This window comes from Leuconostoc sp. LN180020, from assembly GCF_014844115.1.
Taxonomy (GTDB): domain Bacteria; phylum Bacillota; class Bacilli; order Lactobacillales; family Lactobacillaceae; genus Leuconostoc; species Leuconostoc citreum.
This window is the reverse complement of record NZ_CP039736.1, coordinates 825,546-839,254: the sequence shown is the minus strand read 5'-3', so window position 1 is coordinate 839,254 and position 13,709 is coordinate 825,546. Positions and strand designations below refer to the sequence as shown.

The 13,709-nt window shown below is 39.3% G+C and carries 12 protein-coding genes; 1 reads left to right on the top strand and 11 read right to left on the bottom strand.

The genetic code is table 11. The features are described from left to right. Positions 1 to 59 precede the first annotated feature (59 nt). The 9 genes from FAZ25_RS04455 to FAZ25_RS04415 form a co-directional block, all read right to left on the bottom strand. Entirely contained in the window at positions 60 to 1,904 is a 1,845-nt protein-coding gene (locus tag FAZ25_RS04455; RefSeq protein WP_004906797.1) for an APC family permease, read from the bottom strand. A 138-nt stretch (positions 1,905 to 2,042) separates the two neighbouring features. Further along, a complete protein-coding gene (locus FAZ25_RS04450; protein ID WP_004906799.1) occupies positions 2,043 to 2,756 on the bottom strand; it encodes a gamma-glutamyl-gamma-aminobutyrate hydrolase in 714 nt (237 codons plus the stop codon). Between the two features lie 23 nt (positions 2,757 to 2,779). Then, complete coding sequence (locus tag FAZ25_RS04445) at positions 2,780 to 4,381, bottom strand: peptide ABC transporter substrate-binding protein (RefSeq protein WP_004899106.1); 1,602 nt, start codon at positions 4,379 to 4,381, stop codon at positions 2,780 to 2,782. A gap of 166 nt (positions 4,382 to 4,547) precedes the next feature. Then, positions 4,548 to 5,675, bottom strand: a complete 1,128-nt coding sequence (locus tag FAZ25_RS04440) for a 5-methyltetrahydropteroyltriglutamate--homocysteine S-methyltransferase (RefSeq protein ID WP_012305418.1) — start codon at positions 5,673 to 5,675, stop codon at positions 4,548 to 4,550. A 447-nt stretch (positions 5,676 to 6,122) separates the two neighbouring features. Then, entirely contained in the window at positions 6,123 to 6,599 is a 477-nt protein-coding gene (locus tag FAZ25_RS04435) for an S-ribosylhomocysteine lyase (RefSeq protein ID WP_004899110.1), read from the bottom strand. A gap of 72 nt (positions 6,600 to 6,671) precedes the next feature. Continuing rightward, on the bottom strand, positions 6,672 to 7,793 hold the full coding sequence (locus FAZ25_RS04430; RefSeq protein ID WP_012305419.1) for a vitamin B12 independent methionine synthase: 1,122 nt from the start codon (positions 7,791 to 7,793) through the stop codon (positions 6,672 to 6,674). Between the two features lie 5 nt (positions 7,794 to 7,798). After that, positions 7,799 to 8,950 carry a PLP-dependent aspartate aminotransferase family protein gene (locus FAZ25_RS04425; protein WP_004906805.1) on the bottom strand — a complete coding sequence of 384 codons (1,152 nt, stop codon included), beginning with the start codon at positions 8,948 to 8,950 and terminating at the stop codon, positions 7,799 to 7,801. After that, positions 8,947 to 10,056 (bottom strand): PLP-dependent aspartate aminotransferase family protein, encoded by a 1,110-nt coding sequence (locus FAZ25_RS04420; protein ID WP_004906807.1) that lies wholly within the window; start codon positions 10,054 to 10,056, stop codon positions 8,947 to 8,949. Before FAZ25_RS04420 ends, FAZ25_RS04425 begins: the two co-directional genes overlap by 4 nt. A gap of 15 nt (positions 10,057 to 10,071) precedes the next feature. Next, complete coding sequence (locus FAZ25_RS04415) at positions 10,072 to 10,953, bottom strand: homoserine O-succinyltransferase (RefSeq protein WP_004906809.1); 882 nt, start codon at positions 10,951 to 10,953, stop codon at positions 10,072 to 10,074. A gap of 509 nt (positions 10,954 to 11,462) precedes the next feature. Here FAZ25_RS04415 and FAZ25_RS04410 point away from each other — a divergent pair. Continuing rightward, the gene (locus FAZ25_RS04410) at positions 11,463 to 11,792 is read left to right on the top strand and encodes a thioredoxin family protein (RefSeq protein ID WP_004906810.1); all 330 of its coding nucleotides are present in this window, start codon (positions 11,463 to 11,465) and stop codon (positions 11,790 to 11,792) included. A gap of 33 nt (positions 11,793 to 11,825) precedes the next feature. On the opposite strand, the gene FAZ25_RS04405 is transcribed toward FAZ25_RS04410, so the two are convergent. Together FAZ25_RS04405 and fucP are read right to left on the bottom strand one after the other, a co-directional pair. Then, a complete protein-coding gene (locus FAZ25_RS04405) occupies positions 11,826 to 12,212 on the bottom strand; it encodes a VOC family protein (protein ID WP_004906811.1) in 387 nt (128 codons plus the stop codon). 21 nt (positions 12,213 to 12,233) lie between these two features. Then, a complete protein-coding gene (gene fucP / locus FAZ25_RS04400) occupies positions 12,234 to 13,565 on the bottom strand; it encodes an L-fucose:H+ symporter permease (RefSeq protein WP_004899125.1) in 1,332 nt (443 codons plus the stop codon). Positions 13,566 to 13,709: the final 144 nt, after the last annotated feature.

Genomic DNA, 13,709 nt, shown 5'->3' with positions numbered 1-13,709 from the left:
CCTTTCCTTTAAGTAAAATTACGGTTAGCTATTGCGCTTGTTTGTGTGATGTACACAATTTATTCTGATAAGTGATAATAATACGTTGACACAGATATATCATTACGTGAAGCAAATGCTGTACGTAACCTTAACGAATTTTGGTTGTGTAGGATATTCTGCCACGGCTTTTTCGGTACGAATTGTGGCAACAAAACAGTCACAGAATGGTTACGCTTTTCAGCCTGTTTCACAACGGCATCTACGAAACTTAATGCCGGTTTCACAATTGACCGATAAGATGAATGGATATCAACATAACGCACATCTGGAAAGTCTTCTTTGAAGCCATTGGATGTTTCTAATTCTTTTTTAGGATTAACATCAAAACTCACGTGCATCGCAACAACATAATCGCCAATTGATAATGCATAATCAATGGCCTCTGTTGTCACCTTAGTGATATTTGATACTAATACAATCACCGTGGCACCATCATAGTGATGTCGAACCGCACGATCATTTTTAACATATTCTAAACGCAACTGACGTGCAATGCTAACATAATGATGCTTAACATTTAAGAACATAAACATCACAATTGGCATAATCAACAAATATGGCCAAACGTGCTCGATACGTGTCGCAAATAGCGTGATAACTAGAATTGCCGATATCGCGGCGCCAATAAAATTAATCAGGGCTTTAAACCACCAATAACCTGGTTTTTTACGCCACCAATGGATAATCATACCTGATTGCGATAGTGTAAATGGTACGAAAACGCCGACAGCATATAGAGGAATCAGCGCATCTGTTGAACCATGGAAAATCAATAACAGAATAATCGCACCAAATGCCAGTGATAAAATACCATTTGAATAACCCAATCGATCACCTTTATCCATATAAAGATGTGGCAAGTACTTATCCCGAGCGAGATTAAGTGCCAACATTGGGAATGCAGAAAAACCGGTATTAGCCGCCACTGCCAAAATCAAAGCCGTCGCAAGCTGAATGAAATAAAAACCAACACCATGTCCGCCAAATGTTGTTGCCGCAATTTGAGACAATACGGTCGAATGGGCATTTGGCTTAACCCCGTACCAATAACTTAGAAAAGTAATACCACCAAAAAATAAGGCCAAAATTAAGGCCATCATACTCAGTGTCGTTGCTGCATGCTTCTCTTTTGGTACTTTAAAGTTTGGTACAGCATTGGAAATTGCTTCAACACCTGTCAATGATGAGGAACCACTAGAAAAGGCTCGCATAAACAACACAAATGACAAGCCGGAAAAACTCGTGCCAACACGTGCAGCAGCATGGTAAGGCAATTGCCCAGTTGCTGCTTGATAAACACCCCACAGTATCATTATGCCTAAAGCCATGATGAAGAAATAAACGGGAAACATCAAAAAATTAGCACTTTCACGTAATCCGCGTAAATTCATCCCTGTCAATAACACCACAATAACAATCGATAGTGGCACAACATAAGGTTGGAACATCGGGATAGCTGCCGTGATTGCATCAGATGCAGCCGAGGCAGATACTGCCACCGTCAACATATAATCCACAAGTAAGGAGCCACCAGCGACCAAGCCGGCCTTAGCGCCCCAATTTTCACTCGCTACCGCATACGCACCGCCACCTGAAGGGTAAGCATGAATAATTTGTCGGTAACTCAAAACAATTGCTGCCAATAGTATCAGAACCAATAAAGCGATTGGTAGCTGGAGCCACAACGCAACCGCGCCTGCAGCCAGCAAAGTTGTTGTAATCGATTCTGTACCATAAGCAACAGATGATAACGCATCTGATGACAATAGTGCAAGCGCTTTTTTCTTAGAAAGTGATTGTCCGCCCTCATCTAGTGTTTTTAGTGGCTTACCAATCAAAATCTTTTTTATATATTGAAACATTTTCTTCTCCAGGATGACGGTGTTTTATTTCCCACCTGCGCACCCAAAAACTTTTTTATTCATCACTCATCACATTGTACGCTATTTTAGCAATGAAAAAAAGCCGTCCTATATAACGACTTTATGACAAACAAGTAGTTAAACCCTACTAATGAACGCATCAAAAACAAGTTGTGCATTTTTATCCGCCATCAGCAGCATTTCCGGATGCCATTGAACACCGTAAATACGCCGTTCTTCATCTGAAAAGGCTTCGATGACGCCATCAGTGCTAGTAGCATCTAACTGCAAACCTGTCGCCAATGTTTTGACTGCTTGATGATGAAAAGAGTTGACTAACGCCGTCTTTGACATATGTGCTGTTAGCCAGTTACTACTTTGCCAAGCCAAGTGATGTGTTGGTGTCGACCATTTTGTTGGATACTGGTCATGTTTGACCGCTAATGCCGGTACTTGTGTTGTTAAATCTTGGTATAGTGTACCACCCAAGGCAACATTAATTATCTGTGCGCCACGGCAGATACCAAAAATAGGCTTATCTGCGACAATTGCGGCTTGAATTAACGCTATTTCAAAAGCATCACGTTGCGGATCTATTTCACCGATTTGTGGTATAGGTTCTTCACCATAGTCATCTGGTGAGACATCTTGGCCACCAGGTAATAGTAACGCATCGATTGTTGCGATGTAATCTGAGGCTAATTCGGGGGCGCCAATTGGCAAAATAATCGGAAGTGCCCCACCATTAGTGATACCTGCCGCATAATTTTTCTGAATATAATTCACATAATTCGTGCCAAACCTCGGATTAGCATGCATCAAGTGATTACCAGCAATGCCTATTTTCTTCATGATTGTTCTGTCCTTCTTTCGCGCTACTTAGCATATTTATAATTTTGATAACCAATTACTGGATAAGTTAAGCCACGTACGTGTGATTGTAATAAATGAACATTGGCCATTTGGTAGAGTGGTGTGACACCATTTAAGTCATTATTTAATTTAGCTGCGTCTTTTTCTAATTTAAAGCGTGTTGTTGTTGCATCACCTTGCTGATTAATTTGTTGAATCAATTGGTCATAATCCGGATGCTGCCATTTTGTGAAATTAATTGCGCCATCTGAATAGGCCATGTCCAAGAAATCAATTGGATCGTTATAATCTGTCGACCAACTCAACGTACCTGCCTGGAAATTACGTGCATTAAATGCGGAAATTTCTGCATTTAACGGCATTCGGTTAATATTAATTGTAACATCAGGTAATACACTTTCAATTCTCTCTTTCAGGTAAACACTTAACGAACGATAAGCATCGGTATCTGCCAAGTTCAAATTGAGGCTAATTTTTTTGGTCCCTAATTCATCCTGTGCTTTTTTCAAATATGCTTGCGCTTTTGTTTTGTCAAAAGGTAACGATAAATCATGGTTAAAGTCTTGCCCATCTATTGTGATTTCACCACTAGGTACGATAGATTTTGCTGCTGTTGAACCATCTCCCAAAGCTTGTTGTGCCAAAACATCCCGATTAATTGCATAGCTCACTGCCCTTTTAAAATTGGTATTGCCGGCAATTTTGTCTTGTGCGTTCCAAACAATAAACACCATACGACCTTTTTGTTGTGATTTAATATCTTTGTTATGCTGCTTTTTTAAATCAGATAGGACACTTCCAGTAATTTCGGCTTCATCCACTTTACCGGCCAAATACTGTTTACTAGCTAACGTTGCATTCGTGACAACAGTTGTATTAATCGTTTGATAATGGACCTGTTGCTTGTTAGCATAATATGGGTTTTTAACAAATTGCCAAGTGGTAGCTGATTGATTCCAATTTTTAATTGCATAAGCCCCATTAGACACCGTCGTCTCGGCTGTTTGCCCATACCTTTTACCATATGCCTGCACCTTTGCCATATTAATTGGGTAAAGTTGGTTAGCTAAGATAAAATTAAAATACGGCACGGGATGTGATAGTTGAATTTTAACTGTTGCCTTATCCGGTGCACTAATACCAAGTTCATTGATATCTGCACCTTGCTTGCGGATACTATCATAGTTAGCTAAATCTTTAAAATGATTCGCTCGTGTTGATTTTGAGGCGGGATTAACTTGTCTCTTAGCCGAATTGACAAAGTCATCAGCTGTAACAGGCGTGCCATCCGACCATTTTTGGTTAGCCTTTATTTTAATCGTATAAACCGTATTATTGACCGTTGGCTTAACGACTTTTTCCGCCATACCAGCGACCACCTGACCTTTATCATCCAATGTATATAAGCCTTCCAACGTTTGTGTTTCAGCCCAGTTAGAACCAATATCATCAGCAAAATTTGGGTCTAGTGTTGTAATTGGGTTTTGAACGGCAACTTGCAATTGGCTTTTTGGCTGTTCTTTTGGTTTTTGCTGTAAAAACAAATAACTACCTATTATTAGCACAACCACAATGGCAATACCCGTCAGTTTTTTTCGATTCATATTGTTATCCTATTCCCTAAATAATTTAACCTATCACACAATTTTTCTCAAAGTAAATAATTAAAGTATAGCGCGAGTGGCGATGTGATTCAATTCATATGATTTCAAACTGCTTTGGTTCTCCATATGATTATCCTTTATGTATGGCGATAACTCGCCTGATTATTTATTGCCATACTTCATCAATAATCGATTTCACATATGCCAATTTTGCCCATTGTTGTGCTTCCGTAATCACATTGCCTTCTTCGGTTGAAGCAAAACCACATTGCGTTGATAACCAAAGTCGTGAGAGTGGCAGATACTTTGACGCATCATGAATACGGTCAATAATAGTTTGACGATCCTCTAATTCACCACTTTTAGTTGTTACCAAGCCCAAAACAACACACTTATTTCCTGACACTTTTGCTAATGGTTCAAAACTACCTGATCGCGCTGTATCATATTCCAAGAAATAATTAGCAACATTTTCTTGCGTAAATAATGGTTCAGCAACAGCATCGTACCCACCTGTTGCTGCCCAATCTGAATGGTAATTACCACGACAAATATGTGTGTTAATCACTAAATCATCTGGCAAACCAGCGATCGCCCCGTTGTTTAAGTCTAAATAAATTTGCTTAATCGTATGAGCATCAAAATCGTCGCCAGCCATCAAAGACCAGAATTTCGGATCCACCAACATGCCCCAAGTACAATCATCTAATTGTATGGTACGTGCCCCCGCCTCATATAATGCCAACATTTCTTCATGATAGACACGCTTAATATCATCATATAATGTCTCATAATTGTCGTAATACTTTACTATACGTGCTGCATTATCCCCACGCACAAGCTCAGCATAAAATTGCGCTGGTGCAGGTAGCGTGATTTTAGCAGCCACACCATGCTGGTCTGCCAATTTTTTTAAGAATACAAACTGTTGAATAAAAGGATGCACCTCAGCGTCAAAAGTTAAACGCCCCGTTAAACGTGCTGAGTCATCACGTGTTTCTTCATGGGCAAAACGATACCCTTCGCCAAACTTGAAACGTTCAACACCACCAAAACCCCAAAAATTATCAAGGTGCCAATACGAGCGCCGAAATTCCCCATCTGTAATTATGTCTAACCCAGCAGCCACTTGTTTTTCGACTAACTGTTTGATTTTTTCATCCGTTACCTTGTCTAATTCGGCTGCAGTAATTTTATGCGCTTCATAGTCTGCGCGCGCTTGTTTAAGTTGTTCTGGCCTCAAAAATGATCCCACATGTTGAAAGCCAATTTTATTTAAAGTCTTGTTTGTCATATACTTTACCTTTTTCAAATATTAATTTTTTCCGCTTAAATAGTGTTTTAACGCTTAGCAGTCAACCTGTGCGCCATCCCCACAAAGAAAGATAGCAGTGACAACTTGATTGGCATGTAAATAATAGATTATTTGCTTCTTCATCATCTACCACCCGTTTCATTTGACTAATAAAAAACCGCAGTCTAAATTATTAGACTGCGGGACGTGTGATCGTGTTACCACCCAGCGTTTATATACACAGGTATATCTCATTGTTAATCGGATCATTCCAATTAACCAAGCAATAACGCGCTCACCGACTAATGCTAACTGTTTATTCAGCTCACAATAGTAACCAATAATATACCGAGACCATATTCATAGTGCTACCCTGTTCAATTTCAGCCAACTTGAACTCTCTGTTTAGTGTATGACACAATTACTCATCTCGGCTATTTTTAATACTTATACAACATGACGTTCGAACGCATCACTTGAAATGCCTTGAGCCAAAATTAGTTTGGCCCATTCTTTAGCAGAATGTAAGCTATGATCTTTATAGTTACCACAACTCTCAATTTCCGCAGCAGGTACCTCAGTAATATCATCACTGGCTATTTTTTCCAAGACTTTCTTAAAGACCTTGGCCAAAGTTTCTGAATCATAATTTACCCAAGAAATGACATGAAACCCAGTACGGCAGCCAAATGGCGACATATCAATAATGCCATCAATTTCATCACGCACTAAGCCAGCAAAAAGATGTTCTAGCGTATGCAATCCCCCAGTTTCGATAGCCGTTTCATTAGGCTGGGTTAAGCGTAAATCGTAATTAGTAATGGTTCCACCATTTGGGCCACTTTGTGTCTCGATGACACGAACATAAGGTGCTTTAACCTTTGTATGGTCTAGTGTGAAACTTTCAACAACTGTTTCTGACATAATTTTCTCCTTTTAATAATGCGTTAACCTAAGTATACGCGCCTCGGTTAGCGACAACAAATGATATTATTTTTACCCTAAAGCTTGATCAGCAATGCTTTTGACCAAGGCTAACTTACGCCATTGATCAGCAATTGTTAAAATGTTGCCTTCTTCTGTTGATGAGAAGCCACATTGCGTGGATAGCGCTAACTGAGATCTTGGAATAATAGCTGCTGCCTCGTCAATACGCGCAATAACCTCTTGTGAGGATTCTAAATCAGCTGATTTAGACGTTAATAGACCTAATACAATTTCAACATTTGGCCGGTTATTGTAAATCGCTTTCAGTGGTTCAAAGTCACCTGAACGATCATTATCATATTCTAAGAAAAAAGCATCATAATTTAATTGTCCAAGATATTGAGCTACTGGTTGATAACCACCCTCAAATAAGTAAGTGGATTTGAAATTCCCACGACAAATGTGCGTCGATAACTTTAAATCTTCTGGCAAACCTGCTATGGCTTTATTAATGACATACACATCATCTGCTGCTATTTGTTCAAATGGCGCACGGCCAACTGGATCATCACGGTAAGCGTTGAGCTGTGCAATCAAGTAAGCCCAAGTTGTATCATCAAGCTGAATATAACGTGCACCCAAGTCATAAAATTGCTGCAGTGTATCATGGTAAGCTTGCGCTAAGTCATCGAGAAAATCAGACCAGTTGTCATAGTATTGTGCCCATGCATCTGACCGTTGATCGCGGTTGATAATCAAACTTGGCGACGGTATGGTTTGCTTAACTTCAATACCATCAGGTACAATGCGTTTTAAATAGTCAAAATCTTCAAAGAACGGATGCTTTAAATTAGCATGAACCTTGCCATTTAGTCGTATATTGGTTGATCGTGTTTTTTCACCATGAAATTTGTAAGAATCTACTTGATCGTAAAATTCAAAACCACCCAAGTTCCCTAGAAAATCGAGATGCCACCACGACCGATTAAATTCGCCATCAGTGACAGCCTTTAAGCCGGCAGCCACTTGCTGGGCGACAAGCTTTTTAATCTCAGCATGTTGTACTGTTAATAAATCTTCTTTTGAAATATCACCATTTGCGTATTGTTCACGCGCTATCTTTAAGTTTTCAGGTCGTAAATATGACCCCACTTGATCGAAATGATAGTTTAATTTTCCTGCCTGTGTCATAGTTATCATGCTCCTTTTTTTATCTTGTTTAATGCCTGATTTAAATCATTTATGAGATCATCGGCAGATTCTAATCCTACGGATAATCTGAGTAAACCAGGAGAAATTCCGTTTTCTAATAATTGTGTTGTTGTTAATTCTGCATGGCTCATTTTTGGCGGATAACTAATGATACTTTCGACACCACCCAAACTGACCGAGAATACAGGTATTTTCAAATTAGCAACAACAGTTTGTGCATTATGCTGGCTACCGACATCAAAGCTGAGAACTGCACCACCGTTTTTAGCCTGTGATAGCTGAATATCATAACCTTGATGCGTTGATAAGCCGGGATATAATATACGGCTAACTTTATCGTGCTGAGCTAAAAAAGTGGCAATTTTTTTAGCGGACTGACTGGATTGCGTCATCCGTACTGCTAACGTCTTCATACCACGCAACAGCAGCCATGTATCAAACACACCAAGGGTAGCACCAACCGCATTTTGAATAAAATAAATGCGATCAGCTAATGCTTTCTGTTTAACGACAACAGCACCAGCCAATATATCCGAATGACCAGCTAGAAACTTAGTCGCAGAATGGACAACAATATCAACACCCAGATCCAATGGTCGCTGCAAAAATGGTGATAAAAAGGTATTATCCGCAATTGTTAGCAGATGATGCTTTTTTGCGACAGCAACAATAGCTTTAATATCGGTAACTTGTAATGTTGGATTTGAAGGTGTTTCAATATATAATGCTTTCGTATTTGGCTTAATGGCTTTTGTAGCAGCTGCCACATCAGCAAAGTCGACAAAATCATGTGTAATTCCCCATCGTGGTAGGATATCTTCTAGTACACGGAAAGTACCACCATAAACATGCTTGCTCACAACAATATGATCACCAGCAGATAAGGTAAACAAGACACTACTAATAGCTGCCATCCCCGTACTAAAAAGAAATCCATGCGTGCCATGTTCGAGTGTCGCAATTGCTATTTCGCCTGATGCACGTGTTGGGTTCCCAGACCGTGCATAATCAAACTCACCAAAATCATTAAAAGATGATTGATGAAAAGTAGAGCTGAGCTGTATTGGCGTATTGATGGCGCCAGATAATGGGTCATGTGTTGTTGCAACGTGAATAATATCTGTCCAATCACTCATAGTTTTGCCCCCACCACTGCTTGTTCAATATCTTCAAATATGTCTAATTTGTTTTCCAAACCGGCACTAACACGGACAAGCTGGTCCGTTATGCCTAATGCTTCGCGCTTTTCAATGGTCATATCATGATGTGTTTGTATTGCTGGTATTGTAATTAACGTCTCTGGTCCGCCTAAACTTTCAGCAAACGAAGCAAGTTGTAATCGTGTTAAAAAGCGATTAACATCATATCCTTTAGCCAAATAGAAGCTTATCATACCGCCTACTCCTGCGTACTTTACACTAGTTATACCAGCTACATTCAGAAGTTTCTTAGCTAGATACTGGCCATTTTCATTGTGCCGTGCCATTCTCAGGTGCAACGTTTTCAAACTACGAATCAGCAGCCAAGCACTAAAATTATCCAACACTTGTCCATGTGTTATGAGTGTATCCATCAACTGTTTGGCAAGCAACTGGTTACCGGCAATGACCGCGCCAGCTAATAAATCATTATGTCCACCTAAATATTTTGTTGCAGAATGGACAACAATATCTGCCCCCAATGCTAAAGGCTGTTGAAAAATTGGTGTTAAAAATGTATTATCCACAGCAATCACAATATCTGGACTGACACGACGTACCTGTCTACATAACTCTACGATATCTATCACTTTCATCATTGGATTAGAGGGTGTTTCAAGCCAAATCAATCGCGTGTTCGACTGAAGCTTTTGCATCAGATGAGAAACAGTATCAAATGTGTCATAGGTAATCTGACTTTGAGATACAATGGCATCAAAATAACGATATGTCCCACCGTATAAATCATCACTCGTCAAAAAATGGTCGCCACTTTTAAGACAAGTTTCAAAAACTAAATCAATCGCTGACATACCCGAACTAGTTGCAAAAGCTTGCACCCCTTTCTCTAATAATGCAAGTTGTTGTTCAAGTACAGCTCGTGTCGGGGTGGTTAAACGTGCATAATCAAATCCAGTTGATTCGCCCAAACTAGGATGCCGATAAGCCGTTGAAAAATATAATGGCGTCACAATCGCACCAGTTTTGTCATCATCACTACCATTCCCTGCTTGTGCTAAAACAGTATCAATACTTAATTCCATATTCAAAGGCTCCTTTTATCCGAGTGCAGCGATGTAATCAACAGTTTCAGGCAAATGCTTCTGCATCAGCAATAGCTTAGTCCAATTGCCGAAAAAACTTTTAGCGCTTACATGCCATGTATTGTTAGGTTGACCAAAACTATCATAATTTTCTGGTTTTTGTGGTAGAACGCCTTGCTGAATATCCCTATAATATTCAGTTTGCAGGGTATTCGTGTCATATTCTAAATGCCCAGTGGTATAAGTGGAATGTCGCGATGCATCTCTTAACAACACTGTTCCTACTTGATTGTTCCCTGCAATCCTTAAGTTCTTGGACACATTGTCATCTGGAATTGTAAAATAACGAGAGTGTGGCATGATCAGCTGGTCAATATTCTGCACTAATTCTGGGTGTTGATTATCACTTGCCACACTTGCTTGATAGACACCAAAAATTTTGTGTACTACTGATTCAACCGGAAAATTTTTTTCAACGTAACCAGCACCATAGGCTGCCCAACAAGTAAATAAGCTTTCAGACACATGAGATTGACGCCAAAACAATAACTTCTGAAATTCAGACCAATAGTCAATTGATTCAAAGGGAACTTGATCAACTGGCGCACCAGTTACAATGAGACCGTCAAAGTATTCTTGCCAAATATCATCTAGCGTGACATAATGTCCTTTAATTAAATTACTCTCATGCTTCACTTTATGCGCAGTTGGCACTGCAAAAGTCAGCCTGATATTAATACGTTGTGATGCCAAATGTGCCACAAATTGTTTTTCTGTCTGTAATCGATTTGGCATTAAATTAACCACCAAAATATTCAACGTCGGTGCTAAAATATTAAATTCCCCCACAATTATTTTTTTTCTACGTAATAAGCCATTTTGCAATGTCACACTCACTGTTTACCCCTCCTGGTCCTGCTGTTAACAAAAAAATCCCGTAGTCTAGATTGCTAGACTACGGGACGTTCAATACACGTGTTACCACCCTGTGTTCATGTTGTGCTTCCGCACAACACCTTAAGCGTACGCCTCAAAGTATTCGTCGAGAACATCTGTGAATACTTTTGGTTATACGTCGTGCGTTAACGAACACCCTCGATTTCAACTTACTACGTCACACATATGAGTGCTCGCTGGCTCATCTCCATAAAAAACTCCAAGACCATTTTCGACTATCCGCACTTACCCGCTTACACCAAATACGGGCTCTCTCATTAAGATTAAATAGTGTACTTATCTCATCAACGTTTATGTTGTTTATACTTTAACGCAACATTTGTGTGATGTCAAACATTTTTCAAATCCTTTTTTTATTTTTATCATTTTAAACTCACAAACATAAAAAATATTATCCATTAGAATTTGTGGTATACTTTTCAAAAATAATGTCACTAAGGAGAATAACCATGTATCAGCCTGTCAAAAATACCAACGCTGTTGTGACAGAAAATATTCACAAGCCTGGTCGTAATGTCATGTTTCTTTCAGCGGATTGGTGTGGCGATTGCCGTGCTATTAAACCATTCATCCAAAATATTAAAGACACTGTTATCCAAACAGCAAACTGGTTCGATGCTGATCGTGATGATAACCTGGACGTTGCAACAGCATATAATTTACGTGGCATTCCATCTTTTGTTTTGTTTGAGAATGGTAAAGAAATATCTCGCATTGGTCACGGCGAACGACTCACACCAAAACAAATTCTCGATTGGTACCAAAGGACGTTGAATTAAAAAGACACATATAGGCTATGTGTCTTTTTTTAGTTATAAAATTTGACAAAACTCAATCGTTTCTTGATTCGGTCCCAAAATGTTAAAGTAACGTATGCCATTTTCCCAGAAAGTAGGGATACTTTGTATCTCTTGATCCACCAAGGTCAACTCAGCTGCTTTAACAGCTGCAAAGGCTTTATCAATGTCTGTTGCATTCAAAGATATGTGGTTAATTGCCCCCGCATGATTTATTGTATCGCCCTCCCATGTCTCAATAACGAGATTATTAAATTGCATGAAAGCACAACGACTGTCATTATTTCGAAATAAACCGGCTTTTTTGAAGCCAAGTGTTTCATAAAAGGCTATTGTTGCCTCTAAATTCTGAGTTGGTATGCCAACATGTTGTATCCCAGTAAAATAGTCATTGATTGCCATGAGTTTCTCCATTTCGTTCAATCATTCAATATCGTGCTTGATTTCAGTTGCAAAATAGTAACTGACTAAAGCAAATGCTACGGTAGGGACGATAAATGATAGTTGCATCGAACCCACCGCATCCGATACAAGTCCTTGGATAGCTGGTACCACAGCACCACCAACAATAGCCATGACCAAAATGGCACCTGCTGTCTCGGTATGACGCTTATCTGCGACGTTATCAAGTGTATGCGCATAGATAGTTGGCCACTGTGGTCCAAAGAAGAAGCTGGCGCCAACGGCTGCATAAACAGCAATCATACCTGGGGCAAATGTTGCCAGCAGTAGTGATAAGGTCCCTAAAATTGAATAAGCAGTCAATACTTGCGTCGGCTTAATTTGAGTAAATAGCCATGTCGCTACAACCTTTCCAAGGAAAAAGACAATATATGAATAAATCATAAAATTAGACGCTTGTGCATCAGAAATACTGTGATTCATCACCAAAGCTAGACGAATGGTAAATGACCAAACTGCTGTCTGCATGCCGACATAGATAAATTGCGCTAAAATACCTTTTTTAAACCGATAATTATGAAACAAATAAGCAATGGACTCACTAAAACGCACTTTAGCGTGTTTCGTTTCATCCACAATTGGCTTAGCACTTGGCATTTTAGTAAAAGCCAAGACAATCAACATCGCAATCAAGACAAACAAAATGTATTTATACGGTTGCAAGGTCAACTGCAACATTTTTTCACCGTATGCAATTCGTTCTGCACCTTGCATACCAGACATTTTCTCTGATAAATTGCCCACAGAACCAAAAATCAAATACTTACCCAACAAAATACCCGTAATACTACCTATTGGGTTCAAGATTTGTGAAATATTCAAACGTAGGTTAGCATACTTTTTGGGACCCATCATGGAACTATATGTATCACTTGCTGTCTCAAGAAAGGACAAGCCAATCGCAATCGCAAAAATCGCCACTAAAAACATTGAGTAAGTTGCTACACGTGAAGCCGGAAAAAATAACCCTGCGCCCAAAATATAGGCGACTAACCCTGTCATTATCGTTACTTTATAAGACGCTTTGCGAATCACAAAGCTCGCTGGAATGGCTACCAGAAAATAACCGCCATAAAATGCAGACTGAACAAAAGCTGTCGCTGCATCATTTAATTCAAAAACAGTTTTGAACTGCGTAATTAAAATATCATTCAAACTTGCTGCTGTTCCCCACAACGGAAACATAAGTGAGACAACGACAAATTGGAAAATTGGTGTCTTTTTCAGATATCCATCTGCTAATTGCCCAAAATCATGATGATGCTTAGCACTTTTGCTAACAGTATTAATCATGCTACTTCTCCTCTAGTAGAAACAAGTGTTATCACTTGTAAGCGTTTACAAGTTTTAATGATAGCACATCACTCTTATTAATGAAAGCCCTTTCATATGTTTTACTAATATATTTGAAAATCCGTTGAAAAGTATCAAAAAACA

Coding starts and splice junctions, on each gene's coding strand:
- FAZ25_RS04405 (WP_004906811.1), bottom strand. CDS start 12,212: ATGGCAATCAATGACTATTTTACTGGGATACAACATGTTGGCATACCA.
- FAZ25_RS04455 (WP_004906797.1), bottom strand. CDS start 1,904: ATGTTTCAATATATAAAAAAGATTTTGATTGGTAAGCCACTAAAAACA.
- FAZ25_RS04440 (WP_012305418.1), bottom strand. CDS start 5,675: ATGACAAACAAGACTTTAAATAAAATTGGCTTTCAACATGTGGGATCA.
- FAZ25_RS04410 (WP_004906810.1), top strand. CDS start 11,463: ATGTATCAGCCTGTCAAAAATACCAACGCTGTTGTGACAGAAAATATT.
- fucP (WP_004899125.1), bottom strand. CDS start 13,565: ATGATTAATACTGTTAGCAAAAGTGCTAAGCATCATCATGATTTTGGG.
- FAZ25_RS04450 (WP_004906799.1), bottom strand. CDS start 2,756: ATGAAGAAAATAGGCATTGCTGGTAATCACTTGATGCATGCTAATCCG.
- FAZ25_RS04420 (WP_004906807.1), bottom strand. CDS start 10,056: ATGGAATTAAGTATTGATACTGTTTTAGCACAAGCAGGGAATGGTAGT.
- FAZ25_RS04435 (WP_004899110.1), bottom strand. CDS start 6,599: ATGTCAGAAACAGTTGTTGAAAGTTTCACACTAGACCATACAAAGGTT.
- FAZ25_RS04425 (WP_004906805.1), bottom strand. CDS start 8,950: ATGAGTGATTGGACAGATATTATTCACGTTGCAACAACACATGACCCA.
- FAZ25_RS04430 (WP_012305419.1), bottom strand. CDS start 7,793: ATGACACAGGCAGGAAAATTAAACTATCATTTCGATCAAGTGGGGTCA.
- FAZ25_RS04445 (WP_004899106.1), bottom strand. CDS start 4,381: ATGAATCGAAAAAAACTGACGGGTATTGCCATTGTGGTTGTGCTAATA.